The 25,287-nt window shown below is 38.3% G+C and carries 28 protein-coding genes and 1 pseudogene; 16 read left to right on the top strand and 13 right to left on the bottom strand.

Translation table 11 applies throughout. The features are described from left to right. Positions 1 to 9: 9 nt before the first annotated feature. From RCJ95_RS03275 to RCJ95_RS03250, 6 genes are all read right to left on the bottom strand, one after another. A complete protein-coding gene (locus tag RCJ95_RS03275) occupies positions 10 to 351 on the bottom strand; it encodes a GIY-YIG nuclease family protein (protein WP_221680575.1) in 342 nt (113 codons plus the stop codon). Between the two features lie 18 nt (positions 352 to 369). Then, positions 370 to 1,125: a DUF2087 domain-containing protein gene (locus RCJ95_RS03270; protein WP_221680576.1), complete on the bottom strand. Its 756-nt coding sequence runs from the start codon at positions 1,123 to 1,125 to the stop codon at positions 370 to 372. Between the two features lie 135 nt (positions 1,126 to 1,260). Beyond that, on the bottom strand, positions 1,261 to 2,136 hold the full coding sequence (locus RCJ95_RS03265; RefSeq protein WP_446721889.1) for an ABC transporter permease: 876 nt from the start codon (positions 2,134 to 2,136) through the stop codon (positions 1,261 to 1,263). Next, positions 2,136 to 3,056 carry an ABC transporter ATP-binding protein gene (locus RCJ95_RS03260; protein WP_221680578.1) on the bottom strand — a complete coding sequence of 307 codons (921 nt, stop codon included), beginning with the start codon at positions 3,054 to 3,056 and terminating at the stop codon, positions 2,136 to 2,138. The genes RCJ95_RS03265 and RCJ95_RS03260 overlap by 1 nt, the downstream gene beginning before the upstream one ends. A 6-nt stretch (positions 3,057 to 3,062) precedes the next feature. Continuing rightward, positions 3,063 to 3,464: a DUF3021 domain-containing protein gene (locus tag RCJ95_RS03255; RefSeq protein ID WP_257521439.1), complete on the bottom strand. Its 402-nt coding sequence runs from the start codon at positions 3,462 to 3,464 to the stop codon at positions 3,063 to 3,065. 1 nt (position 3,465) lies between these two features. Further along, positions 3,466 to 3,915 (bottom strand): LytTR family DNA-binding domain-containing protein, encoded by a 450-nt coding sequence (locus RCJ95_RS03250; protein WP_216485676.1) that lies wholly within the window; start codon positions 3,913 to 3,915, stop codon positions 3,466 to 3,468. A 205-nt stretch (positions 3,916 to 4,120) separates the two neighbouring features. Here RCJ95_RS03250 and RCJ95_RS03245 point away from each other — a divergent pair, with 205 nt between their 5' ends. The 5 genes from RCJ95_RS03245 (at position 4,121) to RCJ95_RS03225 (ending at position 9,186) form a co-directional block, all read left to right on the top strand. Next, entirely contained in the window at positions 4,121 to 5,149 is a 1,029-nt protein-coding gene (locus RCJ95_RS03245; protein ID WP_446721888.1) for an AbrB family transcriptional regulator, read from the top strand. A gap of 156 nt (positions 5,150 to 5,305) precedes the next feature. Further along, complete coding sequence (locus RCJ95_RS03240; RefSeq protein ID WP_004232534.1) at positions 5,306 to 5,446, top strand: RAxF-45 family protein; 141 nt, start codon at positions 5,306 to 5,308, stop codon at positions 5,444 to 5,446. Positions 5,447 to 5,550: 104 nt separating this feature from the next. Next, entirely contained in the window at positions 5,551 to 7,350 is a 1,800-nt protein-coding gene (gene abc-f / locus RCJ95_RS03235; protein ID WP_257521440.1) for a ribosomal protection-like ABC-F family protein, read from the top strand. Next, positions 7,343 to 8,134 (top strand): GNAT family N-acetyltransferase, encoded by a 792-nt coding sequence (locus RCJ95_RS03230; RefSeq protein ID WP_446721887.1) that lies wholly within the window; start codon positions 7,343 to 7,345, stop codon positions 8,132 to 8,134. Before abc-f ends, RCJ95_RS03230 begins: the two co-directional genes overlap by 8 nt. 317 nt (positions 8,135 to 8,451) lie before the next feature. Next, positions 8,452 to 9,186 (top strand): hypothetical protein, encoded by a 735-nt coding sequence (locus tag RCJ95_RS03225; RefSeq protein WP_221680584.1) that lies wholly within the window; start codon positions 8,452 to 8,454, stop codon positions 9,184 to 9,186. Between the two features lie 147 nt (positions 9,187 to 9,333). Here the strand turns inward: RCJ95_RS03225 and RCJ95_RS03220 are convergent, their stop codons facing one another. Then, positions 9,334 to 9,711 (bottom strand): hypothetical protein, encoded by a 378-nt coding sequence (locus RCJ95_RS03220; RefSeq protein ID WP_312129834.1) that lies wholly within the window; start codon positions 9,709 to 9,711, stop codon positions 9,334 to 9,336. Between the two features lie 154 nt (positions 9,712 to 9,865). Here RCJ95_RS03220 and RCJ95_RS03215 point away from each other — a divergent pair, with 154 nt between their 5' ends. Together RCJ95_RS03215 and RCJ95_RS03210 are read left to right on the top strand one after the other, a co-directional pair. Continuing rightward, the gene (locus tag RCJ95_RS03215) at positions 9,866 to 10,396 is read left to right on the top strand and encodes a hypothetical protein (RefSeq protein WP_274772251.1); all 531 of its coding nucleotides are present in this window, start codon (positions 9,866 to 9,868) and stop codon (positions 10,394 to 10,396) included. Positions 10,397 to 10,411: 15 nt separating this feature from the next. Beyond that, entirely contained in the window at positions 10,412 to 11,956 is a 1,545-nt protein-coding gene (locus tag RCJ95_RS03210) for a flotillin family protein (protein ID WP_004232547.1), read from the top strand. Positions 11,957 to 12,119: 163 nt separating this feature from the next. Here the strand turns inward: RCJ95_RS03210 and RCJ95_RS03205 are convergent. After that, positions 12,120 to 12,665, bottom strand: a pseudogene (locus RCJ95_RS03205) (GNAT family N-acetyltransferase). A 17-nt stretch (positions 12,666 to 12,682) separates the two neighbouring features. Beyond that, a complete protein-coding gene (locus RCJ95_RS03200; RefSeq protein ID WP_004232551.1) occupies positions 12,683 to 13,507 on the bottom strand; it encodes a methyl-accepting chemotaxis protein in 825 nt (274 codons plus the stop codon). Between the two features lie 299 nt (positions 13,508 to 13,806). On the opposite strand from RCJ95_RS03200, the gene RCJ95_RS03195 reads away from it, so the two are divergent. Together RCJ95_RS03195 and RCJ95_RS03190 are read left to right on the top strand one after the other, a co-directional pair. Next, on the top strand, positions 13,807 to 15,006 hold the full coding sequence (locus RCJ95_RS03195) for an MFS transporter (RefSeq protein ID WP_221680587.1): 1,200 nt from the start codon (positions 13,807 to 13,809) through the stop codon (positions 15,004 to 15,006). Positions 15,007 to 15,020: 14 nt separating this feature from the next. Next, positions 15,021 to 15,749, top strand: coding sequence for a sulfite exporter TauE/SafE family protein (locus RCJ95_RS03190; protein WP_446721886.1), 729 nt, complete (start codon positions 15,021 to 15,023; stop codon positions 15,747 to 15,749). A gap of 51 nt (positions 15,750 to 15,800) precedes the next feature. Here RCJ95_RS03190 and RCJ95_RS03185 read toward each other — a convergent pair whose 3' ends face one another. The 4 genes from RCJ95_RS03185 to RCJ95_RS03170 all read right to left on the bottom strand — a co-directional run bounded on the left by RCJ95_RS03185 (position 15,801) and on the right by RCJ95_RS03170 (position 17,727). Then, on the bottom strand, positions 15,801 to 16,583 hold the full coding sequence (locus tag RCJ95_RS03185; RefSeq protein ID WP_446721885.1) for an enoyl-ACP reductase FabI: 783 nt from the start codon (positions 16,581 to 16,583) through the stop codon (positions 15,801 to 15,803). A gap of 164 nt (positions 16,584 to 16,747) precedes the next feature. Then, entirely contained in the window at positions 16,748 to 16,954 is a 207-nt protein-coding gene (locus RCJ95_RS03180) for a hypothetical protein (RefSeq protein ID WP_446721884.1), read from the bottom strand. 88 nt (positions 16,955 to 17,042) lie between these two features. Further along, a complete protein-coding gene (locus RCJ95_RS03175; protein WP_446721883.1) occupies positions 17,043 to 17,342 on the bottom strand; it encodes a hypothetical protein in 300 nt (99 codons plus the stop codon). Between the two features lie 136 nt (positions 17,343 to 17,478). Continuing rightward, entirely contained in the window at positions 17,479 to 17,727 is a 249-nt protein-coding gene (locus RCJ95_RS03170) for a ferredoxin (protein WP_004232564.1), read from the bottom strand. Positions 17,728 to 17,833: 106 nt separating this feature from the next. Here RCJ95_RS03170 and RCJ95_RS03165 point away from each other — a divergent pair, with 106 nt between their 5' ends. The 7 genes from RCJ95_RS03165 (at position 17,834) to RCJ95_RS03135 (ending at position 25,280) form a co-directional block, all read left to right on the top strand. Next, positions 17,834 to 18,865, top strand: a complete 1,032-nt coding sequence (locus RCJ95_RS03165; RefSeq protein ID WP_257521444.1) for a helix-turn-helix domain-containing protein — start codon at positions 17,834 to 17,836, stop codon at positions 18,863 to 18,865. Further along, positions 18,866 to 20,308 (top strand): RecQ family ATP-dependent DNA helicase, encoded by a 1,443-nt coding sequence (locus tag RCJ95_RS03160; RefSeq protein WP_221680591.1) that lies wholly within the window; start codon positions 18,866 to 18,868, stop codon positions 20,306 to 20,308. An 86-nt stretch (positions 20,309 to 20,394) separates the two neighbouring features. Next, complete coding sequence (locus RCJ95_RS03155; protein ID WP_221680592.1) at positions 20,395 to 21,132, top strand: LysM peptidoglycan-binding domain-containing protein; 738 nt, start codon at positions 20,395 to 20,397, stop codon at positions 21,130 to 21,132. Positions 21,133 to 21,276: 144 nt separating this feature from the next. Beyond that, the gene (locus RCJ95_RS03150; protein WP_221680593.1) at positions 21,277 to 22,035 is read left to right on the top strand and encodes a metallophosphoesterase; all 759 of its coding nucleotides are present in this window, start codon (positions 21,277 to 21,279) and stop codon (positions 22,033 to 22,035) included. 113 nt (positions 22,036 to 22,148) lie between these two features. Continuing rightward, positions 22,149 to 23,114, top strand: a complete 966-nt coding sequence (locus tag RCJ95_RS03145) for a YpdA family putative bacillithiol disulfide reductase (protein ID WP_257521448.1) — start codon at positions 22,149 to 22,151, stop codon at positions 23,112 to 23,114. A 58-nt stretch (positions 23,115 to 23,172) separates the two neighbouring features. Next, a complete protein-coding gene (locus tag RCJ95_RS03140; RefSeq protein WP_257521449.1) occupies positions 23,173 to 23,733 on the top strand; it encodes a glycerol-3-phosphate acyltransferase in 561 nt (186 codons plus the stop codon). A gap of 5 nt (positions 23,734 to 23,738) precedes the next feature. Continuing rightward, entirely contained in the window at positions 23,739 to 25,280 is a 1,542-nt protein-coding gene (locus RCJ95_RS03135; protein WP_446721882.1) for an aminotransferase class V-fold PLP-dependent enzyme, read from the top strand. Positions 25,281 to 25,287 lie beyond the last annotated feature (7 nt).

The raw sequence follows: 25,287 nt of genomic DNA, 5'->3' as shown, positions 1-25,287 counted from the left end.
CGCTAATGACTAATTATAACCACGCTCACCATAAGGCTTTAGTGTCTCAAGCCATTTTTGCTCCAGCTTTTCGAGTTCTTTTTTTTCATCGAAATAGCCTTCTTCTTTTTTCTTTAAATATTCAACGATTTCCACCTCAAAAGCTTCTTGACCATATAAATTGTAATCTGCCTGAAGCTCCTTGTTCGTATGTGTATTGGTTTTTAGCATAAATTGAAAGCCATTTAAACGCTTTAAATTATTAAAGCTCCCCACAAAAACTTTGCCTGTTTGTGTATTGGTCATTGTAAAGACGCCAGCTTCAATTTTCATCTCTTTATACATTTCTTTTAACTCTTTTTTATGATCCATTATTATTAACCTACTTTCTTATTTTTTTACCCAATAGGCACTGCCATCTGCTTTCCGGTCAAGAAAACCGTATTCAATTAAGTAACGACGTATATGAACATAGTCTTCATACATCGGTTTAATCACTTCATTTAATTCTTTTTCAGTATAATGCTTTTCCTCGTCAAAAAGATTTGCAATTGCACGCAGTACTACAATTTTCTGTTTTTCGCGCTTTGGAAAGCGTACCAGTTCCTTGCCAACACCGTTTGGAAATAGCTTCTCTAATAATTGCTGTTCTTCCGTGAGGGTTACGTTATAGCGATCGTCAACCATAGTAGCTGTTTTATGAATAGGCACAAATGGTTCCTCCTTCTGATCTTGTTCTTTTAGTAACTCCATCATCACCATCAATGTTTTAGCTTGGCGTTCCTTTTCCTTTAAAGCAAAACGGTGATGGCGAATCGTTGTGGCGCTGCCAATCTCTAATTCTTCTTTTATCTCTTGATCTGATTTTCCCTCATAAAATAAGCGTAAAATATGACTTTGATGTTCTGTTAAGCCTGTCATTTTTTTATTGAGACCGTTTAAATAATGAAAAACAGAATGGTGAGCCAATGTAATATGGTGTTGCATCATTTTCTCTGCTTCATATAATAAGCCCTCTTGAGGATAAATAATGCCTTTTTCTACTTTTTCACCGCATAGTAGGCAGGTGAAGTGTGTCGCTTGATCGATATATCCCTTTTTAAGATCATCGATAGGAGCTTGCCAAAATAATTCATTTACATCCATTGCAACCCCTCCTTGGTAAAACAAACGAATTTTAAATTTGTTTGTTATTTAATATTTAAAATAACAAATTGTTTGTTATAATGCAATAAAAAACACATCGTATACTAAACGATGTGTAAAATTGTTGGCTCATATTTAGTTATATTTTCTCTTAAATAAGATCATAGATGCTAGAGAAAGAACTACAATTGTGCAGGCAATCACAATTAGACTTGTTGTGGAGCTAAGTATATGTCCATTTAGTTCATAAACAATGCCATAATTCATTTTATAATCCTCCACATAAGAAACGGGCACACCATTAAAAACATTTGCAATAGAGCTCTCCATAAATGCATTGCGTAATAATAGTGTTGTATGGCTAATTGGGAAGTACATGATTACATGTTGTGCAAAGCTTGGTAGAGCTCCAAGAGGTACATAAACACCACATAAAAATCCAAGTAATGTACCAACAATTGTGCCAAGTGTTGAGAAAGCATTTTGGGTCGACACAAATAACGAAAGAAATAAATTAAAAACACTTGCAAGCAAGACAGATAAAAACAATATGCTCAATACCTGAACAAAATCTCCGAAACTTAGAAGCTTACCTCCCGTTGTGACAATAAAGATTTCACAGCCGATGAGCGCGATAAAGGAAAAAATACAGCCGATAATAAATGCATTGAGCACATAGCTCAACTGAATGGTTGCACGAGAAAGGGGAGCTGTTAAAAAGTCGGCTTGTACCTTGGATTCTTGGTCTTTAACAGCGATACCATAGGCACCAAGTGTAGTCGAAACAGCAATCATGGAGAGTAAGCCTGCTACTAGCCATTCATTGACCATGGTGATCAATCCAGGTGTAGCTTCTGTTAGTTGTTCAATGGCATCTACCTGCATTTTTTGGAGAAAAACAGCGTACAGCACAATGACAATAATGACTGACAGTAGGGAGAAGAACACCTGTGTTTTATCCCGTCTAAAAATTTTGTTATTACGCAGAACTAAACTAAATAATGCTTCCACTATGCAACCTCCTCCTCTGCCATAATATGAAGAAAGACATCGTCCATTGATCCTTTAATGACTTCAAAGGAGGCGATAAGTGGCTCAGCTTTTTTTAAAAGGGGAAGTGCTTGTAAGGTAGAAGATAAACGGATGGTGTATATCCCTTGATTCTCTGTGTAGGAAACTGCATTTTCTTCAAGAAACTTTACACCCTCCTGTGCATTTTGAAAAACGAGAGCCATTGAATCATAGGCATATTTTGTTTTTAGTGCATCGGGCGTTCCCTGTGCGACAATTTTTCCTTTCTTTATGACAGTGACTTGGTGAGCGACTGCCGCTTCCTCCATATAATGGGTCGTTAAAAAAACAGTCATATTGGTTTCCAGTTGAAGCTGCTTAATTGCCTGCCAAACAAATTGACGTGTTTGTGGATCTAAACCCGTTGTAGGTTCATCCAGAAATAAAATACTTGGACGGTGAATCAGTGCCCGAGCAATATCTGCTCGCCTTTTTTGTCCACCTGATAATGTTCCATATTTTTTCTTTTCAATATCCTCTAAATGCAAATAGGTGGAAACAAATTGATAGTTATCGGTAAGCTGTGTTTTCGATAAACCATATGTTTTCCCTCGATGGAGGATATTTTCACGTACAGTTAAGCGCTCATCTAATAGACTTTGCTGGAAAACGACACCAATAGATTTACGGATATCCGCGTTATCATTGCTTGCGTCGAGTGTGAAACCATTAATAGTTACTTGACCACTCGATTTTTTTAGTAAAGTACAAAGTATTTCAATCGTTGTAGATTTACCTGCACCGTTTTCACCTAAAAAAGCGAATAGGGTGCCTTGTTCGACTGTAAAAGAAATGCCTTTGACAGCTTGCTGTTTTCCATATTGTTTACATAAATTTTCAACTTTTATCGCAAACGTCATAAGTGTTTAATCCCTTCTCTTTTGAATTTCTTTATTGATTTTTTCAATATCATTTAATTGAAAAACATACAGAATACACCAAACAATCAAGTAAATAATGGCTTCCGCAATAAGTACATACCATACACCTGAATCAAACCAACTACCAAAATAGCCTGCTGTTAATACACATGCTGTCACCGCTACTAAGTGTAGAAGAATCTGAACTGTAAAAGGCAATTGCTCCATATCAAAAATGACGGATAGCAAACCAATGGCAATACCAAGAATGGCCGCGATAACAATTTGCTCCAATAATTCTGTTCCTGACGCCCCCGCATTATTTGATAGGAGGCTAAACGTCACTAAGACATAAGAAGAGCTAAGGGAAATGAGTAGACCGATAATCATCATACGTAAATACTTCATGCTATGAATCCCTCCCAATACCTAAGTGTCTCTTTAATTCTTTTAAATATTTTCGGCTGACATGAATGGCTACGTCATTTTCAAGTAATAGCTGTGTAGTGCCGATTTTGCCCATTTGAATAGAGGATATTTTATGGATATTGACGAGTGTAGACTTACTCACGCGCACAAAATCTTTGGCTAGCTGAGCCTCAAGCTCATATAATTTTCGCTTGGACTCAAACTCTTGCTCATCTGTCTGTAAAAATACTTTGGCATCCTCTGCGTAAATGGAATAAATATCGGAAATTTTTAAGAGATGAATTTCTTGTTGGTCATACCCATCTAGCATCGTAGTTTGGGATGTTTGAAGCTGTCTCATCAATCTTTCAATTTGCTCATTATATTCCTTGGCATGAATATGAACCTCAGTTTCCTCGAGCTCATGATTGATGGTTAAATGAATTTTCATAGGAGGCCTCCTTTAAAAACGCTGAATCAGGTATTACTAATGTAGCATAGAAAATTTTAGCAAGGATAAATTGTTCGATAAGAGGTTTTATTTGATGGATAACAGGTTCTTTTTCAACGATAGCAAACAGCTCAAAAGTCGGTCCAGTAGAAAAAGCGGTTTATAAAGGTCATAATAGGCTTATCGAGTTGAAGGGGTTGCTACCATGTTTGTCTTTGATAAGCATATGTTCATCACATTATGCATTGGTTTAATAGGTGCTGTAGTTTTTCAATTTTTCCATATACCGATGCCTTGGCTGTTAGGAGCGATTACAGCGGTGCTCATCGTGCAGCTATCCACCAATGTCCAATTAAAATGGCATCATTCTTTCCGCAATTTTGGTTTAGTCGTAGCGGGTTATTCTATCGGCTATGCCTTTACACCAGAAGCTGTACAGGACATCAAGCTTTTCTTAGGAAGCATGGTCGTGTTAAATATCATATTTATTTTATTGTTTTTTGCGGTAAGTTTCCTTGTTGCCAAGCGTACAGATTTAGATTTTGCGACTGCCTTAACGTGCTGTGTTCCTGGGGGCATGTCGCAGGTTGTGGCATTTGCGGAAGAGCAACAAGAGATGGATATGGTGGTCATCACATTCTTTCAAATCCTTCGCGTTCTTTTAATCGTTGGCTTTGTTCCTTTAATGGTGGCAGGAGCAGGTGGCAATAGTTCTATGATTGATGGAACATACACATGGAACCTTGTTGGCATACTTGTGGTATGTGGTGGCGCAGGATGGCTAGCACAAAAGCTAAAAATTCCAACAGGCTATATGCTAGGCCCAGTGTTTTTATTAATGGGCGTTAATATGGCAGGGATAGAAGTACCAAAATTACCATTATCACTTCTGCATATTGCTCAACTCATGCTAGGAATTTATATCGGATTATTATTGAAAAAAGAGGATTTACATTTATCGAAGAAGCATATCTTTTATGCGTTTGTTTCAGCGGGCATTTTTATAGGGGCAGCCTATGGTTTAACATTTGTGATGGCAGCGTTGTACAGCCTTGATTTTAGGACAAGCTTTTTAAGTATTGTTCCTGGTGGTCTTGATCAAATGGGGATTATTGCCGCTTCGGTCCATGCAAATGTCACGATTGTCACGGCCTTTCAGCTTTTTCGTGTACTAGTTGTCTCGATTTTCCTGGTGCCTGTGGTAAAAATGTTTGTGAAAAAAGTGAAAACATGAGGGGGGCTATGAATCAATCTCTTATGTTTTTCTTTGTGCGAATTTCGATCAAATAGAACTTTTGAATAATGATAAACGAACGTTAAAATTTCCCTTTCCAAATAATCCGAATAATGTTATGATAGCCCTAACTACTATGAACGGAGGTGAGAAGGAATGAATAAAAACGCTACGAAAACATGTGTAAAAGTGGATACGGCTATGTATTTTGCACGTGTGATTACTTTCGATTTTGCGAACAACGGGATAGGTCTGTCCATTTTTAAGCAAAATCAAATAACAAACGTAGCGAATTAACCATTCTTTTTCACACATTTAATTGAGAAGAGGACTGCTTGTTAATGAGCAGTCTTTTTTGTGTTCTAAAGATGTTTTCGCACGTTTCATTGGAGGAAAAAACGATGCAAATGAAAGCTGAACAAATCCAAAAAATTATGGGTGGAAATATATTATTCGAGAACTTACAGCTAGAGGTAAATAGTGGCGAACACGTGGCGATTGTTGGTGTAAATGGCAGTGGTAAAACGACTTTATTACAACTGCTTGCAGGGGTAGAGATACCTGACAAGGGACGAATAATTAAAAGTAAAGAAGCGACGATTGGCTATTTACATCAGATTCCACATTATCCACTACATGCTGTGAAAGAAGTGCTGGAGGAAGCATTTGCGGATATTTATGCAATAAAGGCAAAAATGACGGCACTTGAGCAAGAGATGCAGTCGACGGTCACGGATAAAATATTACTGCAATATGGACAATTGCAGGAGCAATTTATGCTATTAGGGGGCTATGAAGTAGATGCGCAGCTGGCAATGATTGCAAATGGGCTGGGTATTTCAGATATGCTAGCGCAGCCATTTAGTAGTTTAAGTGGTGGGGAAAAAACAAAGGTTATGCTTGGACAAATTTTATTGAAAAAGCCCTCTATTTTGTTATTGGATGAACCAACGAACCATCTGGATATGCAAGCCATTGAGTGGCTTGAACATTATGTGCGAAACTTTGAGGGGATTGTCATTGTCGTATCCCATGATCGTCAATTCATGAATCAAGTAGCCCAGAAGATTATTGAAATTGAGGATGGGGAGGCTTTTACGTATAACGGCCATTATGATGCTTTTATAGCACAAAAAGAAGCAAAAATTGAGCAACAGTTTGCAAATTATGAAGAGCAGCAAAAGAAAATTAAAAAGATGCAAGAAACAATTAAACGATTAAAGCAGTGGGCAAATGAGGCGAATCCACCAAACGCATCGATGCATCGACGTGCTAAGAGTATGGAAAAAGCATTAGCACGTATCGAGCGAGTAAAGAAGCCCCTCACTAAAAAGAAAATGAATTTAGCGTTAACGATGGCTGAACGCAGTGGTAAAGAGGTTGTGCTATTGCAAGCCATTGATCATGGCTTTGATAAGCCTTTATTGAAGGACAGTAATCTAGCTATTTATTTTGGCGAAAGATTAGCAATTGTTGGGGGCAATGGTAGTGGAAAATCTACATTATTAAAAATGATGTTAGGGGAAATCATTCCTAATCAGGGAATGTGTCAGATTGGAAGCAATGTGAAATTTGGCTACCTTTCCCAGCAATTTGAACATCCAAATCCTGCTATTCGATTAATCGATGCCTTTCGTGAAAGTGTCGCCGTGTCTGAGGCGGAAGCTCGCCATATACTCGCACGATTTTTGTTCTATGGCTATGATGTTTTTAAAAAAGTGAAGGACTTAAGTGGTGGAGAAAAAATGCGTCTTCGTTTAGCACAATTAATGCATGAGGATATCAATGTCTTAATCTTAGATGAGCCAACGAACCATTTAGATATTGAAGCAAGAGAAGTATTGGAAGAGACACTAGAATCCTTTGAAGGCACGATTATTGGAGTTTCACATGACCGCTATTTCTTACAGAAAATTTTTACGAAAACAGCGTGGATTGAAAACCAGGCTATTCAGGTTTTTGAGGGAGATTATGAGTGGGCTAGAGAAAAACGACAGGAACTTGCAATGAAAACGATTGAAAAACAACCAGCCAATAAAACGCAGCCACCTAAAAAAGAATTACCGATTGAACAGCAAATTGAAAAATTAGAGACAAAACTACAACAACCATCGCTTGCTAAAGAACAGCGGCAGAAGCTTGAACTTCAATTAGAAAATTTATATGAAAGATGGTTAGAAGGAGGCACAGAGCATGTTTAATTTAGAACGCATTATGCAGCTTGATATAGAGTATGTGAAGAGTTTCAGTGAAGTGGAGGTTTGTAGGGAGGGGATCTTATTTTATAATCAGGCTATCCCATCCTATTATGATGCAAATCATGCACAGATTTGGAGAAAGATTGAACAACCTGATTTATTTTTACAAGACATCAAAGATTTCTACCAATCAAAGTCTCTGATTCCGCGGATTTATTTATATAATCTGGAAGAAAATCAGCTATGTATAGAGGCATTAGAGACGCATGGCTTTCAATATGAGCATTTTGTCAATGAAATTCAGTATTGGGACGGTGAATATGCGATACTTCCACCTAATCCTGCCATTCAAATTGAGCGTGTAACGGATGCAAATATGGAGGAAGCATTAGCAGTAGAAATGAGTATTTCTGCATTTGGGGAGCCTTCATTAATAAAAAAGGCATTTGAGCAAACCTATCATTCGTCACATTTTACGTATTATCTACTAAGACTAGATGGGGTGGCGTGCTGCTCAGCAACTATTTTTGTGTCAGAAAATCAAGGTAGGATTGAAAGTGTTGCAACAACTGAAAGCTATCGTGGTCGTGGTTTAATCGGCTATATGCTGCAGTATATCCAACAGCAATCAGTCAAGCTGGGGTTGGACGATCTTTGGATATTACCGATTAGTGAACAGGTTGCCGAAGTCTATGAAAAGGCAAATTTTAAATCAGTTGGCTCCATAGCATCGATTCATGCGTTTACAGAAGGGAAGAGCATTCAAGACATCCGCCAACAGGCTTAAATAGCTACACATAAAGCTCGCCAAATTCCTCAGGTCTCAGTTAACAGCATTGTTTATCCATTGTCATCTATCGCTTTGATATGAATTTGCGAGATGCAACTATACATGGCTTAGTTGGAGCAGGTGGATAGGTGTTAAAGGATAAGTAGGAATAAATGAAAACTAGTAAAATCCTGAATAGTATCGACTATTCGGGATTTTTGTTTTATTGTTAAAAAGAAGGATTTTCAATTATTAAAAGTTTTTTACTTGAAAAAATGCCGTATTCGATTTATTGTCTTTAGAGATACTTGTTTAATGGACTTGGAGGATATGAAATGCACGGAATTTATATACGCTATAATGTCTCAGATGAAACCCCAGCAGCACAATGGCCCAAAAAAATGGATGCATTTGCGTATGTTCAACGAGGAAAACCACAACAAGACAATGATAACTTGCTGTCAAAAGAGGAGCTAAAAAACCATGCCATTCGCTATATTAAAAGCTTGAAAGACAATGCAAGTGTCCATTTAGTAGAGCAGCGCAACGGTGAAATTGAACATTTTGATCGACGCTACATGGAGTCATTAAAGTTAAAGGAAAGCATCGATTCTCAACTTATTAATCTAGAAGAAATACGCTTATTATTGCAATTAATGAATGTCTTGAATTTATCCCATGCTTTTGGAGAAAATGCTGGCAAGCTACTTCGTCAAATAACGCCATATGCCAAAGAGGTAGAGCATCCAACATTCCAAACAACACGCGTGGAGCGCCATTTTTATTCGGAGCTAATTGAACAAATTGAAATGGTTTACGCACGAATTATGCGTCAACACAACCCATCTACTACGGAAATGCAACAATCAGAAAAGCTCTGGACAACAGTCTGTGAGCAAGCAATAGAAAAAGTAGAAGCACGAATCGAACGTTTATCATCTATTAAGTTAAAACATGAGAAAAATTTACTAGAGTTTAGTCACTTAAAACAGCAAAATATCGAAGCGAAGGAACGCTTAGATCTAGCTGTCCATGAACTGGATGCCATTTTAAATGTATTAGAATCATAAGAAAAGCATGTCTCTGTCAAAATCAGAGACATGCTTTTTATGTTGTTGTCGGATAGAAGGACAAAAGTGACGGTTAGTGCTGTGAATGTAGCGGTTAGCAGTGCGAAAGTGGTGGATAGCTTCGTAAGATTGACGGATAGCTATGCTTTACTTCGCTTTCTCCTCTGTTTGATCCCGCTTAGTTTGGCGTGAAAGGCGGATTAAATCCAATCCAAGCAGCACAACAATAATATAGAATAGAGGACTTGTGAACGATAGGCCAATTTGTGACTGACCGCCAAGTAATGTTAAAACAATCCATAATCCAACTGTATACAATGTTAATCCGATATAAGCCTTTTTTGATAATCTTTTATATCTACCCTTGTCGAAGGCTAGCTGAATGATGACAAGCCCAACTAATATAAGCAATACTATTTTTTTAGTCAGCATCGCAGCAATAGCTGTATCAGGGAAGAAATCATTAACGAATAATAACGTGAAAAATACTAGAATTACAAAATTTAAGATTGTCGAAAGCTTCATGCCATTTCTCCTTAGTTGTCAGAATACTTTTCTATTGTAACATGGTTCTAATGAAAGCAAAAAATAATACTTTAAAGAAGAGTTTGAAAAATTTTGAAACTTTTCCTGAGGTACATCCGTATAGTAGGTAATATGATGAAAAGGGGTGAGCAACTTGACGCTATTTGGCTATTCACTCGAGCAGATCTTTTTGGTGGTTTTGATTTTCGCTGGCCTTGCCACAGTATTGGTTATGTTTTTTGGTGATGCAGTCGAAGGTATTGGGGAAGGACTACCCATTTTTAATCCGAGTGTCATTCTATCTTTCATTACGTTGATGTCAGCAGCAGGTTTTATTTTAGAAAAACTAGCCTTGTTCTCTAGCGTTTGGAACATTATTGCTGCATGTATCATCGGTGCTATTTTAAGTTCTATCTTTTATTTATTTGTTCTCGTTCCACTACGTTCCGCTGATGTTTCTTTAGCTTACACAGAGGAATCGCTAGGCGGGCAATTAGGAAGAGTTATTGTGCCAATTCCAGTAGATGGTTTTGGCGAGGTTGTTATCGAAACGACAAGTGGCATGATTTCAAAACGGGCAACGGGCTATGATAATGAAGCTATTGACTATGATGAAACGGTTCTTGTTGTGGATGTGAAGGACGGAACACTTTTTGTTAGAACATACGAGAAAAAATTTGTTTAAAGGAGAGATATGTCTATGTCAACCGATATCTTAATTGTTTTAGGAATTGTAGCATTTGTATTAATTGCCCTAGTCGGCTTATATGTGACAAAGTATCGTACGGCGGGTCCTGATGAAGCACTGATTGTGACAGGTAGCTATCTCGGCTCTAAAAATGTACATAAGGATGAGTCGGGGAATCGTATTAAAATCATTCGTGGGGGCGGTACATTTGTATTCCCTATTTTCCAACAAGCACAGCCGTTAAGCTTACTTTCTAGTAAACTAGAAGTGACAACGCCTGAGGTGTATACAGAGCAAGGTGTTCCTGTTATGGCAGATGGTACAGCCATTATTAAAATTGGCGGTTCCATTTCAGAAATTGCGACAGCAGCAGAGCAGTTTTTAGGAAAGCAAAAAGCGGAGCGCGAAGGGGAAGCACGTGAAGTATTAGAAGGTCATTTACGTTCAATTTTAGGGTCTATGACGGTTGAAGAAATTTACAAAAATCGCGATAAATTCTCACAGGAAGTTCAACGTGTTGCTTCACAAGATTTAGCAAAGATGGGTCTTGTCATTGTATCCTTCACGATCAAGGATGTACGAGATAAAAATGGCTATTTAGACTCACTAGGGAAACCAAGAATCGCACAGGTAAAGCGAGATGCTGACATTGCGACAGCAGATGCAGAAAAAGAAACACGTATTAAACGTGCAGAAGCGTCTAAGGAAGCACAAAAGGCAGAACTAGAGCGTGCGACGGAAATTGCAGAAGCAGAAAAAGAAAATCAGTTAAAAGTAGCTGAGTTCCGACGTGAGCAGGATATTGCTAAAGCGCGTGCTGACCAAGCGTATGAGCTTGAAACTGCTCGTGCCAAGCAGGAAGTAACGGAGCAAGAAATGCAAATTCGCATTATCGAGCGTCAAAAGCAAATTGAATTAGAAGAAAAAGAAATTTTACGTAGAGAAAAGCAATATGACTCTGAGGTTAAAAAGAAAGCAGATGCAGATCGCTATGCAGTGGAGCAAAATGCCGCAGCTGAAAAGATGCGCGAGCTTGCACAGGCTGATGCGGAAAAATATCGTATTGAATCATTAGCAAAAGCAGAGGCAGAGAAAATTCGTTTGGATGGTCTTGCCAAAGCAGATGCAGAGCGAGCACAAGGGGAAACGGAGGCAGATATCATTCGTTTACGCGGTCTGGCGGAAGCTGAAGCTAAACGTAAGATTGCCGAAGCCTTTGAATACTATGGTCAAGCAGCTGTGCTGGATATGGTTGTGCGCATGATGCCAGAGTATGCAAAAGAGCTTGCAAGCCCACTTGGCAATATCGATAAGATTACAGTGGTCGATACTGGTGGTGGAGAGGGAAGTGGTGCGAATAAGGTGACATCTTACGCAACCAATTTAATGTCTACACTTCAAGAAACATTAAAAGAAACTTCTGGTCTCGATGTAAAAGAGCTGATCGAGAGCTATGCTGGGAAGCACACATTGCGTCCAGAATTAGAGCAGATTGCTTTAGGCCTTGAAAAAAAGCAGGCACCTGAAGAAACGAAAGAAGCGGTGGAACAATCCTAACAAAAAACGAGGCTGGGACAAAAAGAAAAAATGTTAGACCAAGATATAATTGGTCTAACATTTTTTTGATTTAGGAAGGCATATTTAACTGCTTGAAGTGGAAAAGTTAATATTCATTTTTATTGTTTTTCAATATAATCGAGTTATGTCCCAGCCTCTTTTTTTATTGTTGTTGCTGCCATTCACTTACAAGCATGCCATAAATAACGTGATTTACATAATGATCGTAGAGCCATTCTGCAGCTCAAATGGTTCCTTCTTGCATGAAACCAAGACGTTCTGGGATTGCGCGACTTTTGTGGTTGGCTTCAGCAACACGAATTTCAACCTTATGAAGCTTCAATGTTTCAAAGGCATATTGTAATAAAGCTTTTACTGTTTTCGTCATGATGCCATGCCCTTGTGCTCCTTCGCTCAACCAATAGCCAATAGTGCCTATTTTATTGCTCGGGTTAATCGCGTTAAAGCCTGCAATGCCAACAATTTCATTTTTAAAGAGAATGACCAGGGAGAGGCTACTGTTCGCTTCATGCCCCTTAATACAGCCATCAATATAGGCTTTTGTATCCGCCAGTTCTTTCGTGAAATCCAGCCATGGTAGCCATTCTTTCAGATATTCCCTCGAGGCATCCGTTAATGCAAAAACCTTCTCTGCATCCTCAGGTGTGATCATCCGTAAAACTAAATCTTGGTTCATGGTAATCTGCATTATTGTTCACCTCATTTTTATTTTAATGCATTGTGCATAAAGCCTTTCATTTCTCGGCTAAGTAAAGTTAATTCTTCTATAATTTCGCTGAAATCCTGTACGAGCTGTGCTTGCTCATTTGTTGCATCATTGATTTGTCCCATATTTTGCTTGAGATTATCAAGATTTCTATTGATATTTCGTAATGATGATTCTATATTTTCGGTAGCACTAGATGTCTCAAAGGACAGTTTTCGAACTTCTTGTGCCACAATATTAAAGCCAGCGCCATGCTGTCCAGCACGTGCAGCCTCGATGGATGCATTTAAACCTAGTAAATTAGTTTGGCGAGATATACTTTTAATTAAATCTGTCACGGCATTTGTTTTTTCAGAGTCTTCTAGGGCATGCTGTGCTTGCTTATTAATTTCCTCACTAGTGGCCGCTAATTCCTCAGAATGGGAAGCGATTGTATGTACTTTATCCTGTAGACTGTTGACGATCTTATCCATCGTAGCCATATAATCTTCAAGTTTGAGCTCATTATCTATTGGTAAGCCAAAAGCTAATGCGCCTACTACTTGACCATTTTCACGAATGGGGAATGAAAAAGCATTGATTGCTACACCATAAACATCCTCTGGTATCACCACATCTGCATTTTGTCCATTAAAGGCGATGAAAACATTTTGGTCATTGGCGTTAACTTTTTGTCCATCATGGTAGCCGGAATCCACACGTTTACCTGCTAAATATTTAACGACTGTTTCACTTTCCTTTTCAACAACAGCTACAATGGCTTCTTGCTTTAATGCTAGATGAATATAAGGTGTTGCGAGGGCTAAAGCTTCAATAATTTTCATAAAAATTCCTCCAAGTCTCGTCAATGAAAATGGTTGTGTCATCTATCTTCATTGTGACAATGGTTCTAGATGATTACTTTTACTGTAGCACAATATTTGCCAAGTCAAAATAACTATTTATTTTTTTATTAAAAGACGTTTATACAAATTTGATATGCTTTTATTTGTCAATTATTTTTTGTGATTCATAGGTGGTAATGTGGGTCTTTTTGTCTGAAATTTGACAAGGAGACGTGTGTTTTGCGAAATATTGTATTAGAATAATAGTAGCATGTGGAAGAAGCTAAGGAGAGAGTTTCATGGACTATATACAAAAGGGTACGAGGGCGTTTCATAAAGCGAATTGGGCCTTATTTTTAGCAGGCTTTATTACGTTTGCTAACCTATATGTAACGCAGCCATTACTACCAACGTTTTCAGAAGCATTTGACGTCTCACCAGCTGTAGCAAGTTTATCTCTTTCGGTAACTACCTTTGCATTAGCGGTGAGTTTAATCATTGTCAGTTCGTTATCAGAAGCATGGGGAAGAAAATCATTGATGACGATTTCTATTTTTGCCGCTTCTGTCCTGACCCTAGCTCTTGCATTTTCACCTAACTTTGAAACAATTTTAGTTTTGCGTGTTGTACAAGGCATCGTTTTTGCTGGTTTACCTGCAATCGCTATGGCTTATTTGGGAGAAGAAATGGAACCAGCAAGCTTAGGGGTTGCTATGGGCTTATATATTAGCGGTAATTCAGTAGGGGGACTTAGTGGCCGCGTTATTATTGGTACCTTAACGGACCATTATAACTGGCATACAGGCATGATAGTACTAGGAGGAATCAGCCTGCTAGTTAGTTTGTTGTTTGTCTGGATGTTACCAAGCTCCAAACATTTCAGCGCGCGACCTTTACAATTAAAAGCATTAACCAAAACCCTACTGCAACATTTAAGAGATCCTTCTATGCTGTGTCTTTATGGGATGGGGTTTCTTTTAATGGGAAGCTTTGTCACACTCTATAATTATATTGGCTTTAAACTAATGGCGCCTCCCTATAATTTAAGTGCCACAATTGTAGGTTGGATATTTGTCATTTATTTAGTTGGGACATTTAGCTCAGCATGGTTTGGCAGTTTAGCCGATCGTTTTGGTCGCCAACGAATGCTTTTACTGGCCATTGCCATTATGTTAGCTGGAGCTATAGTAACGCTCAATGGGCTCCTTACTTTAAAGGTTATAGGGATAACAGTTTTTACCTTTGGCTTTTTTGCAGCTCATTCAATCGCAAGTGGCTGGGTGAGCAAACGAGCATCCCACGATAAAGCTCAAGCATCTTCTCTCTATTTATTTTTCTATTATTTTGGTTCAAGTGTTGGAGGAACGGTAGGAGGCGTTTTTTGGATGAAATATGGGTGGATGGGTGTTATCGTGATGATTGCTCTGTTTTTATTCATTGCTTGTGTCCTATCATTTTTATTAAAAAGATTCATTGTTAGACAACGTATCACAACATGATGTGAGGTGTCATTTTGCAGGAATTATTTTTATACTTTTTCATTATCCTAGCAGCTTCTATTTTACAAACCAGTACAGGTTTTGGCTTTTCCGTTATGGCTACGCCTTTTTTACTGTTGCTTTTTACACCACAAGAGGCGATGCAAATAAATATAATACTGTCCCTTGTTATTTCGTTTTCTCTCATATGGAAGGTGAGACATGATATTGATGTAGCGTTGCTTAAAAAGGTGATGATCGGTAGTGTTGTAGGTGCTCCTTTTGGTAGTATACTCTTTGCCTTAGTCGATGTGACGACATTTAAGCTGCTCATCGCCATCCTTCTTATAGGGCTTACGATTCTGTTGATTAAAAATCTCTCTATTCAACAAACAAGGAGTAGAGTTTATGGCGTTGGTTTTATATCAGGTATGTTCACAACAAGTATTGGGATGGCTGGACCACCACTGTTGCTCTATTTTGCGAGCACACATAGAAATAAAGAAACCATTAGAGCTGTTTCACTAGCCTACTATATATTTATCTATCTTATTAGCTTACTTTCTCAAGTCATTTTTGAGGGTACAAGTAAAATGGTTTGGGTATATAGTATGTATGCTTTGCCAATTGTTTTCTTAGGACTTATTTTTGGACAAATGCTATTTACTCGATTAAATCAAAAATTGTTTAAAATCTTAATTTATTTTCTATTAGTAGCAGCAGGCTTAATTTTGTTGATCCAAAGTTTATGGTCAATGCTATAACAACAAAAAGAAGTATGGAAGGATGATACATCCTCCCATACTTCTTTATTGTTAACCCATAATATTGTAGCCAGCGTCGATGTAGATCGTCTCACCAGTCACACCACGTGATAGGTGAGATAGCATAACAATCGTCATATCTGCTACTTCATCTTGTTGAACATTACGTTTTAAAGGAGCTGTTTCTTCAATTTTGTGTAAAATTGTGTTAAAGGAAGGAACACCTTTTGCAGCAAGTGTACGAATAGCACCAGCTGAGATAGCATTGACGCGAATATTATCTTGGCCAATATCAGCAGCAAGGTAGCGCATAGAAGCCTCTAATGCAGCTTTTGCAACGCCCATCACATTGTAGCCATCAAGTACTCGTTCTGCACCTAAGTAACTCATCGTAACGATAGAGCCACCCTCTGTCATGTATGGATGAGCTGCTTTTGCTGTGGAAATAAGTGAATAGGCGCTTGTATCTTGTGCGAATGCATAGCCTTCTCGAGTTGTTTCAAGGAAGCGGTTGTGTAAATCTTCTGCATGCGCAAAAGCCACTGAATGGACAATCCCATGAATAACGCCAACCTTTGAGCCGATTTCTTCAAAGGCTGCTTTTGTGCTGTCGTCACTATTCACATCACATTGAACAACAAGAGAATCGGGTTGTCCGATATTTTCTAATTGTTTTTGTAATTTTTTTAATGAGCGTTCTTGACGATACGTAAAGATGACATTTGCACCAACGTCAAATAAACGTTTTGCAATGCCCCAAGCAATACTGCGATCATTTGCTACGCCCATGACAACAATGTTCTTATCTTTTAATTGTAATAAATTATCCATCATTATGAAGAACTCCTTTGTGAGATAATATCTGTTATTAGTACCAACTACTAAAATCTTATCATACATAAAATATCGTTGCAATAACAAGATGAAAAGAGAAGTAGTTTAGGGAGCAAAAAAAATTCATCTCTTTGCAGTAGAGACGAATTGAAAAGTATGCTATTTTATTTTGTTACACAATGATCATACAAATCTACTGCTCGATTAACAGCACTACTGACAGTGATTCGAAAGCAATTTTGTGACCGAATGACCTGTGCCAATATTTTGATTGCTCTTGTTTGATTTTTATGGAATAAAGCATTGTCAGTTTGAAAATCATCGTCTAAAAAGGCAAGATAATAAGGTATTCGGTTTTGTGGTTTTAACAAATCAGATTCTGCACTTTTTTCAAGTGTTTTGTACACCCATAAATCGATGGCATTTCCTAAGTGGAAGGCCGCAAAATACTGAAAATCATCATTCTCGCATTCTTTTATTTTTTGAATTATCTGAATTTTTTTGAAGCTCATCTAATAAGAATGTATTGATGGAATAATAGATGGCTTTAGAGGGATTGAGAATGAGCTCATCGGTCTGCTGCGATTTTAAGAAAACCCAGTTATTTAACACGTTTGCCCATGCGTCCACAGTATTCAAACATTTCGCACAAACATCGGGAAATATTGATTGCCACTTTGCAGCAAGATTTTTAAATCTATTCATATGGTCTTGATCAATATAAAATAAACTATGCTCAACTTGTAACTGCTCAAACATTCACATTCCTCCAATAGATTGGTATGTATAGCAATGGACCATATACCTATTATCTTGATGCAAAAGATAGCAATTTTTTAATCAATAAGAAGGCATCCCCTAAAGGATGCCTTTTAAGATATACATCAATTGAAGACTATTCAAATTTTAATGAGTCACCATCGAATGTTTCATCTGCTACTTTGATAGAGTCTGTTGGACAACCTTCAAAAGCGTCTTGCATATCTTCCAATAGATCCTCTGGAACTTCAGCAGTTCCCATGTTATCATCTAAAATAACGAAGGCAATGCCTTCATCATCATAATCATAAATGTCTGGCGCTGCGGCTCCACATGCGCCACAAGCGATGCATGTATCTTTATCAACTATTGTGTATTTAGCCATTTTATTCTCTCCTTTAACGATGTTCCTATAAAGCTTCATACTCATTTTAAAGATGTTTATCTTACATTTCAACTTAAATACTATTAAATTGGAGGAATTTGCGTCAATGTTTCATCAAATTTTATTGCAAATCTTTCAAAAACTCAATAAAGAGCGGACGATTTCGGCTGCCTATCATGTCCTAAGAGGGAAGCGTTCAGGCCAGACGATTCAAGATATTGGCCTTTTTCAACTGCATCAATATTTTGGCCTATTGCCAAAACTATCTCGTACTACATTTGATGAGGCTGTAAACTTATTTGTGCAGAATAGTTGGTTAAATGTGCAGGAATCTGGTCATTTTTACATGGAAACGCTAGGATTACAACATGCACAACAAACGCCACCCTTTTTCTTTGATGGTTGGCACTATCGGGGAAATGAGCATGTGTTTTTTTCGAGGCTCTCTCTCATTGTACAAAGTTTGTCACATCAAGCTGCAGCTGTTCGTACCTTTTCACCGATTAGTAGAGATACAATGATTCAAGCGTGGGTGCGAACTTTTTTACAGGCACATCACTATAAGGAAGGTCATTTACAGCAGCAATTATTGACAGAATGTAATCATTTGCTAACTATTCTCCCTGTGTCAGATGCAAGCAAACAGCTTGTTCTGTATCGTTTAAGTGGTTATCAATTACCAGGATGGACATGGCAACAACTTGCAGATGAACGGAAGGAAACTGTAATGGATAGTCAATTAGCTTTTATTGAAACCCTACATATATTATTAAATGAAGTGCATCCAAAAATCGATGATTACCCATTACTAGGGCATGTGGCAGAAGGATTAAAAGTTAAAATATTGCTAACAGATTCTGCACAACAAACCGCACAATTATATGAACAAGGTTATTCGATGGAGCAAATTGTTCATGTGAGAAAACTAAAGCAAAGTACAATTGAGGATCATTTTGTGGAATTAGCTATGTATGAACCGAACTTTTCTATTGGCCCATTCGTCTCCTATGATGAAGCTCAAAAAGTGTGGCAGGCATCGAAGCAGTATCAAACAAAAAAATTGAAAATATTACATGAAGCTTTAAACGATATGAGCTATTTTCAATTAAGGCTTGTCCTTGCGAAAGGAGAAGTATAAATGGAACTTGAACAATTATTGTATAAGCATTTTGGTTATTCATCATTTCGACCAGGACAGAAAGAAGTCATTGAGGCCTTACTGCAAGAACAAGATGTTATTGCGTTATTGCCAACGGGAATGGGAAAATCACTCTGCTACCAGCTACCAGCCTATACACTAGATAAGCCTGTACTAATTGTTTCACCATTACTCTCATTAATGCAGGATCAAGTAGAAGAGCTGAAGCGTTTTGGGGAAAAAAGGGTGGTAGCTTTAAATTCCTTTTTATCGCTAACAGAGAAACGTTATGTATTACATTATTTAGAGCAATATCGTTTTATTTTTACTTCCCCAGAGATGCTGCTCCAGCAACAGGTACAAGAGAAACTGACGCAGATGAAGCTAGGTTTAATCGTAGTAGATGAGGCACATTGTATCTCACAATGGGGCTTTGATTTTCGACCAGATTATTTACGAATAGGTGACTGGCTATCGAGAGAAAATCGTCCGCCAATTTTGGCATTATCTGCTACAGCAACAAAGAAGGTTGTTCGAGATATATGGGAAACTCTATCTCTCAAAGCTCCATTCGAGTTTATGTATAATGTTGACCGCCCGAATATTCATCTTGGTCGTGTAGTAGTGGAGGATAAGGCTGATAAAGCTAGATGGCTCATGCGCCATGTTACGGAAACGGCAGGACCTGGTATTTTATATGTTTCCTCACGTAAACGGGCGCAACAATATAGCGAAGCCTTATTACAAGCGGGCGTTCGTGTTGCTGCGTATCATGCTGGCTATGGGGTGGAGGACCGTCAATTTATTCAACAGCAATTTATAGCTGGTGAACTTGATTGGATTGTTGCAACAAATGCTTTTGGCATGGGCATTAATAAGCTTGATATACGGCAGGTCATTCATGAATCAATGCCTGCCAATATAGCGAATTATATGCAGGAAATTGGACGTGCAGGACGGGATGGTCATTCTGCACTTGCTATTTTACTGTATGCTGAAGGTGATGAGGAGCTGGCTAAATTTGTTGTGACAGGCGATTTACCAACTTTACATCATGTTGACCGCTATCAGGAGCTGCTATCTCAGCAAATACAGCCAATCCAAATGCTGAAAAATGGGGAGTTAAGTGAGACAGCCTTCCGTGTGTTAGACTATTGGCTGCAGCGAGAGTCTTCGGAACAAGTGAAGGTCCGATTAAATCATTTAGCACTAGAGAAATACAATGCAGTGAATGAAATGCTTCAAATCATACAGACAAAAGACTGTATTCGTGAACATTTAGTCGGGTATTTTGGGCAAAAATTGCAGAAAAAGCCGGAAAACTGTTGTGAAAATTGTGGAATCCATTATGATGTAATCAAGAAAGTACGCTTAAAAGAGAAAAAAAAAGTAGAAATGGCAACGTGGGAAAGTCGATTGCAACAACTATTAATGGGTAATTAGACTAAAACTGACGGTCATTTACTTTTTTCTTAAAATTCGTCATAATAGAGATGATAGAAAGCGTAGTAAGGTTGGGGGAAAGGCGAATGAATAAAGAAGATTATCGCGATAAAATAGAAGAGCATCGTCAATCATTTGAAGATGAGCAAAAAGAACAGCAATCCTTATCAAGAGTTTCCAGAATGAATAAAAACGGTAATAAAGACAAAAAGCCCAAAAATTCGAAACGTAAGACACCGTTAATGACGATTCTTTTTGTTATTTTTATCTTGATACCATTAACAATTCTTATTTATTTTTGGAAATTTTATGAACCTGGAAAAACAATTGAACAAGCCGAAAAGGATACAGCTGAACAGGTTGTCGAATTAGATCCTTCAGAAGCATCTGCGTCAGATAAAGATAAGGATAAAGATGATAAGGGTCAAGACGCTCAGGGGGATAAGAAGGCTCAAGAGCAATCTCAAAAAGATGCTGATAAATTAGCAGCGGAGCAAAAAGCTGCTGAAGAAGCGAAAAAGGCTCAAGAGGCGAAAAAGGCAGAGGAAGCAAAAAAAGCCGAAGAAGCTCGAAAAGCTGAAGAAGCAAGAATAGCTCAACAACAAGCAGAGGCAGCAAGAAAAGCAGAAGAGGCTAGAAAAGCGGAAGAAGCAAAACAAAATGCTAAAGCAACGACACATACTGTAAAAGCAAATGAGAACTTATACCGAATTGCATTAAATCACTATGGCGATGGCAGTGAAGCGACTTTAGCTAAAATTCGTGCTGCTAATGGGATGTCCTCTAATACTGTAATGGTGGGGCAAGTCATTAAGTTACCTTAATAGAATTTTTCTTTCGTTATATAGTTTTTCTAGTATAAAATTACAGACAAACGTTCACACCAAAACGTACGTCTGATTTAGCAAAAAGGCGATTCGTTTTTTAAGAAGAATCGCCTTTTTGCTGTCGTAAGGAGAAGTGAGAAAATGCTATATTTAGGGCTATTTCTTTTGGTAGTCATCGCCCTTCTACTTTATATGTGGAAGGTGGCACATGAAAATAATGTATTGTCTCACCAGCTTTCATTACAGGGTGAACAGGAGAAGGTACGATTATTTTTTATTTCAGATGTTCATTTACGTAAAATAAGTAAGAAAATGATTGCACAGTTACAGGGACATCATTTTGATGCAGTAATTATTGGCGGTGATTTTGCGGATAGCCGTACACCGATTGATCGCATTCATGGAAATTTAACATTATTAACGTCCCTTGGACCAACCTATTTTATTTGGGGCAATAATGACAGAGAAATTGGGGAAGAAAGACTGAAGGACATTTTACAGGCATACCATGTTCAAATTATTGTCAATGATGCCGTACAACTGCCGCTTAAAAATAGCTTTTGGTTAAGTGCCATTGAGGATACAACCGTAAAAGAATATAGTTTTGAAAAAGCTTTTGCAAAGATAGGAGATCAGGATTTCGTTGTTTTCATCGCTCATAATCCAGAGGTTTTTGCGAAAGTTCGGGCTAAGTTCCGTGCGGATCTAATGATGGGGGGACATTTACACGGAGGGCAAATCCGATTCGGCCCATATGGTGTCCATCCAAATGGTTCCTATCGTCAGCGTGATGGTGTCATGACATTAGTAAGCAATGGCTATGGGACGACATTAGTACCTTTTCGATTTGGTGCAAAGCCCCAATGTCATATAATTGATATTGATATTTCGAGTAAATAAACAACCAAAACGTGTGAGAAAGCGTATAATAAAAAGGTATCGTCTATTCTATGATAATGTGAAAGCATGGAGCAGCAATTGTTGCTGTTCAAATTCGATTGGAGTGTCAAGAAATGCAGCAAGCAGATGCAATTATTGTTGGAGGAGGCCCATGTGGCTTAGCAGCAGCAATAGCTTTGCAAAATATTGGTTTACAACCTATTGTGATTGAAAAAGGAAATATCGTCAATGCCATCTATCATTACCCTACACATCAAACATTTTTTAGTACGAGTGAACGGTTAGCCATTGGTGATGTACCATTTATTATTGAAGGACGTAAGCCGAAACGCAATCAAGCCCTTGTCTACTATCGAGAGGTCGTCCGTTTAAAAAATATACAAGTTAATCGCTTCGAAAAAGTACAAAGTGTTGTAAAAAATAATGATTTGTTCACTGTTACCTCCGAGAAGGAAACGTATGAAACGCCCTATGTTGTCATTGCAACAGGTTATTATGATCATCCGAATTATTTAAATATCCATGGTGAGCAGTTGCCTAAAGTTTTCCATTACTTTAAAGAGGGCCATGAATTTTTTGATACGGATGTTCTAGTTATAGGTGGCAAAAATTCAGCGATTGATGCCGCGTTAGAATTAAATAAAGCGGGTGCTCGTGTAACCGTAGCCTATCGTGGTAGCGAATACTCTTCAAGCATCAAGCCATGGGTATTGCCCGAATTTGAAGGGGTAGTCAAAACTGGAGAAGTTGACATGCTTTTTAATACAAATGTATTGGAAATACGAGAGCATGAAGTTGTTTTAGAAGTAGAGGGCCAAGAGAAAGTAGTAAAAAATGATTTCGTTTTTGCTATGACTGGCTATCATCCTGACCACTCCTTTATCAAAGCGATGGGAGTGGAGATAGAGGAAGAAACGGGTCGCCCTTATGTTACGCCTGAAACAATGGAAACCAATGTTGAAGGACTATTCATTGCAGGTGTTATTGCTGCAGGAAATAATGCCAATGAAATTTTTATTGAAAATGGTCGTTTCCATGGCGAATGTATCGCCCGAATTATTGAGCAGAGAAAAAAATAATGATCGAGGCTGTATAGGCATGTAGCTTATACGGCCTTTTTAGCAAGGAGGCAACTCAATGATTGGCTTGTATTGGCTCTTGAGTTATTTAATAGGAAACATCTTGACGGCTTATTTCGTTGGTAAGATATACGGTGTCAATTTGCAGGAAGAGCGGAGTAAAAATTTAGGCGCACGTAATGCAGGAAGTGTGATTGGGAAAACAGCGTTTATTTTGACGCTTCTTGGCGATTCATTAAAAGGTGTACTTGTTGTCGGATTAGGACGCATGTGGCAACTGGATGAATGGGTCGTTATTGGCGGAGCTGCATGGGTGATCATAGGGCATCTATTTCCGATCTGGCTGAAATGGAATGGAGGGAAAGGTGTAGCTACTTTTATTGGTGTGGGTCTTGCCTTATCGCCAAGTCTTTTTTTATGGATGATCATTGGTACAGCACTTATATCTGCATTTACTAGAAGTCTGACACTTGGCATGGTTGGTGGCTTTGTTTTTTATATAGCCGCAATTATACAAGCAGGGAAATTAGAGCCATATGTACTTTTAATCATGGCCATCGTGTGTATGCTTATTAAGCATATGTCTAATATTCAGGAATCATTGAAAAGAGGGAAGTGAAGGAAATGTATTGGTGTAAAATTGCCAAGACAAATGAGGAATTTGAGGCGATTGCTCGATTGAATTATGAAACATTTGTAGAAGAAATTCCTCAGCATGAGGTAAATGCATCGCGAAAAAAAGTTGACCGATTTCATCAGGAGAATACCTATGTCGTTGTTTATAAGCAAACAGAATTAATTGGCATGGTGGCGTTTAGAGATCAACGACCATTTTCTATTGATGAAAAGATTGGTAAGGTCGAGCAGTATTTATCGAAGGAAAATTGTGAGAAGCTTTGTGAAATTCGTTTGCTTTCCGTGAAGAAAGGTTATCGAACGGGTCGAGTTCTATTGAAGCTTACTCAGGCCTTAACTACATTCGCCTACGAAAAAGGCTATTCTGCGGCAGTGATTTCAGGTACAACGAGAGAGGAAAAACTATATAAGCAGATGGGTTTTAAGCAGTTTGCGCCAGCTGTCGGGGAAGAGGGGGCGATGTTTTTACCGATGGTGCTCACTAGGCATGAATTTGAACAATCATTACAACATAGACTAACGACGGAACCCTCTACATTTTATCCTGGACCAGTGAAGCAATTAGAGACAATTGCTTATTCAGAATTATCACATCGTTCATTAGCTTTTTATGCGCTTTATGAACGCGTGCAGAAGAAGTTGCTGCAATTATCGAAGGCCAATCATGTTGGTGTAATTGTAGGGACGGGAACGCTAGCAAATGAAGTGATGCTTGCACAACTAAAGGCACAGCAATTAGGAAAAGGGCTTATTCTAACAAATGGAGAATTCGGTGAGCGTTTACGGAAGCAAGCCGCTCGTTGGTCATTACAGTTTGAGGTGGTAGAAAAAGAGTGGGGAACGGTATTTGATGACAAAGAACTGGCTTCAAAGCTTGAGACGGGGTCTTATCAGTGGATGTTGGCAGTGCATGGTGAGACTTCCACGGGAACTTGTAATAACTTAGATATTCTTAAAAAGCTTGCTAAACAATACAATGTAAAGTTATGTATAGATTGTATTAGTTCGTTCGGTGCCATGCCGTTTTCTTTACAGGACTGCTATTTAGCTACGGCTGTGAGTGGTAAGGCCATTGGTGCATTAAGTGGGCTAGCATTTGTATTTTCGCAATCACTTGTACCCTCATCTGCCGATCTACCCGCTTATCTTGATTTAGCAAATTATCAGCAAGATGCCATACCATTTACATTACCTGCTGTATTACTGAGCAATGTGGAGACGGCATTGCAAGCCTATCCAGCACGTTATGAGCAGCTACAGCAACGCTTTCAATCGCTACTGCAGCTACCAATCATGCAATTTCAATATCCAACAATTCAATATCCGATGCTGATAACGGTTCAATTGCCTAATACTTATGCTAACCTACTTATGGATTTAGCATTAAATGGACTATTCGTTCATGGTGAAAGCCAGTATTTACGTCAAAAGAATTTCATTCAATTTTCTGTGATACAACCAGATTTTGATGAAGCTTTTGCTCGACTTAGCGAGATACTGAGCTATTATGAACAGGTGATCGAGGTGTGAGGAAAAA

It is taken from the genome of Lysinibacillus sp. BSL11 (genome assembly GCF_052928325.1).
Note: the sequence above shows the minus strand (reverse complement) of the source record. Positions and strands in the feature narration are given on the sequence as shown.

Bases quoted from the DNA above. Each gene is read 5' to 3' on its own strand.
- RCJ95_RS03245 (WP_446721888.1), top strand. From the start codon at position 4,121: ATGTTTGTCTTTGATAAGCATATGTTCATCACATTATGCATTGGTTTA.
- RCJ95_RS03220 (WP_312129834.1), bottom strand. From the start codon at position 9,711: ATGAAGCTTTCGACAATCTTAAATTTTGTAATTCTAGTATTTTTCACG.
- RCJ95_RS03145 (WP_257521448.1), top strand. From the start codon at position 22,149: ATGCAGCAAGCAGATGCAATTATTGTTGGAGGAGGCCCATGTGGCTTA.
- RCJ95_RS03250 (WP_216485676.1), bottom strand. From the start codon at position 3,915: ATGAAAATTCATTTAACCATCAATCATGAGCTCGAGGAAACTGAGGTT.
- RCJ95_RS03210 (WP_004232547.1), top strand. From the start codon at position 10,412: ATGTCAACCGATATCTTAATTGTTTTAGGAATTGTAGCATTTGTATTA.
- RCJ95_RS03160 (WP_221680591.1), top strand. From the start codon at position 18,866: ATGGAACTTGAACAATTATTGTATAAGCATTTTGGTTATTCATCATTT.
- RCJ95_RS03200 (WP_004232551.1), bottom strand. From the start codon at position 13,507: ATGAAAATTATTGAAGCTTTAGCCCTCGCAACACCTTATATTCATCTA.
- RCJ95_RS03150 (WP_221680593.1), top strand. From the start codon at position 21,277: ATGCTATATTTAGGGCTATTTCTTTTGGTAGTCATCGCCCTTCTACTT.
- RCJ95_RS03260 (WP_221680578.1), bottom strand. From the start codon at position 3,056: ATGACGTTTGCGATAAAAGTTGAAAATTTATGTAAACAATATGGAAAA.
- RCJ95_RS03225 (WP_221680584.1), top strand. From the start codon at position 8,452: ATGCACGGAATTTATATACGCTATAATGTCTCAGATGAAACCCCAGCA.
- RCJ95_RS03270 (WP_221680576.1), bottom strand. From the start codon at position 1,125: ATGGATGTAAATGAATTATTTTGGCAAGCTCCTATCGATGATCTTAAA.
- RCJ95_RS03255 (WP_257521439.1), bottom strand. From the start codon at position 3,464: ATGAAGTATTTACGTATGATGATTATCGGTCTACTCATTTCCCTTAGC.
- RCJ95_RS03185 (WP_446721885.1), bottom strand. From the start codon at position 16,583: ATGATGGATAATTTATTACAATTAAAAGATAAGAACATTGTTGTCATG.
- RCJ95_RS03175 (WP_446721883.1), bottom strand. From the start codon at position 17,342: ATGTTTGAGCAGTTACAAGTTGAGCATAGTTTATTTTATATTGATCAA.
- RCJ95_RS03155 (WP_221680592.1), top strand. From the start codon at position 20,395: ATGAATAAAGAAGATTATCGCGATAAAATAGAAGAGCATCGTCAATCA.
- RCJ95_RS03165 (WP_257521444.1), top strand. From the start codon at position 17,834: ATGTTTCATCAAATTTTATTGCAAATCTTTCAAAAACTCAATAAAGAG.
- RCJ95_RS03230 (WP_446721887.1), top strand. From the start codon at position 7,343: ATGTTTAATTTAGAACGCATTATGCAGCTTGATATAGAGTATGTGAAG.
- abc-f (WP_257521440.1), top strand. From the start codon at position 5,551: ATGCAAATGAAAGCTGAACAAATCCAAAAAATTATGGGTGGAAATATA.
- RCJ95_RS03170 (WP_004232564.1), bottom strand. From the start codon at position 17,727: ATGGCTAAATACACAATAGTTGATAAAGATACATGCATCGCTTGTGGC.
- RCJ95_RS03240 (WP_004232534.1), top strand. From the start codon at position 5,306: ATGAATAAAAACGCTACGAAAACATGTGTAAAAGTGGATACGGCTATG.
- RCJ95_RS03195 (WP_221680587.1), top strand. From the start codon at position 13,807: ATGGACTATATACAAAAGGGTACGAGGGCGTTTCATAAAGCGAATTGG.
- RCJ95_RS03140 (WP_257521449.1), top strand. From the start codon at position 23,173: ATGATTGGCTTGTATTGGCTCTTGAGTTATTTAATAGGAAACATCTTG.
- RCJ95_RS03275 (WP_221680575.1), bottom strand. From the start codon at position 351: ATGGATCATAAAAAAGAGTTAAAAGAAATGTATAAAGAGATGAAAATT.
- RCJ95_RS03135 (WP_446721882.1), top strand. From the start codon at position 23,739: ATGTATTGGTGTAAAATTGCCAAGACAAATGAGGAATTTGAGGCGATT.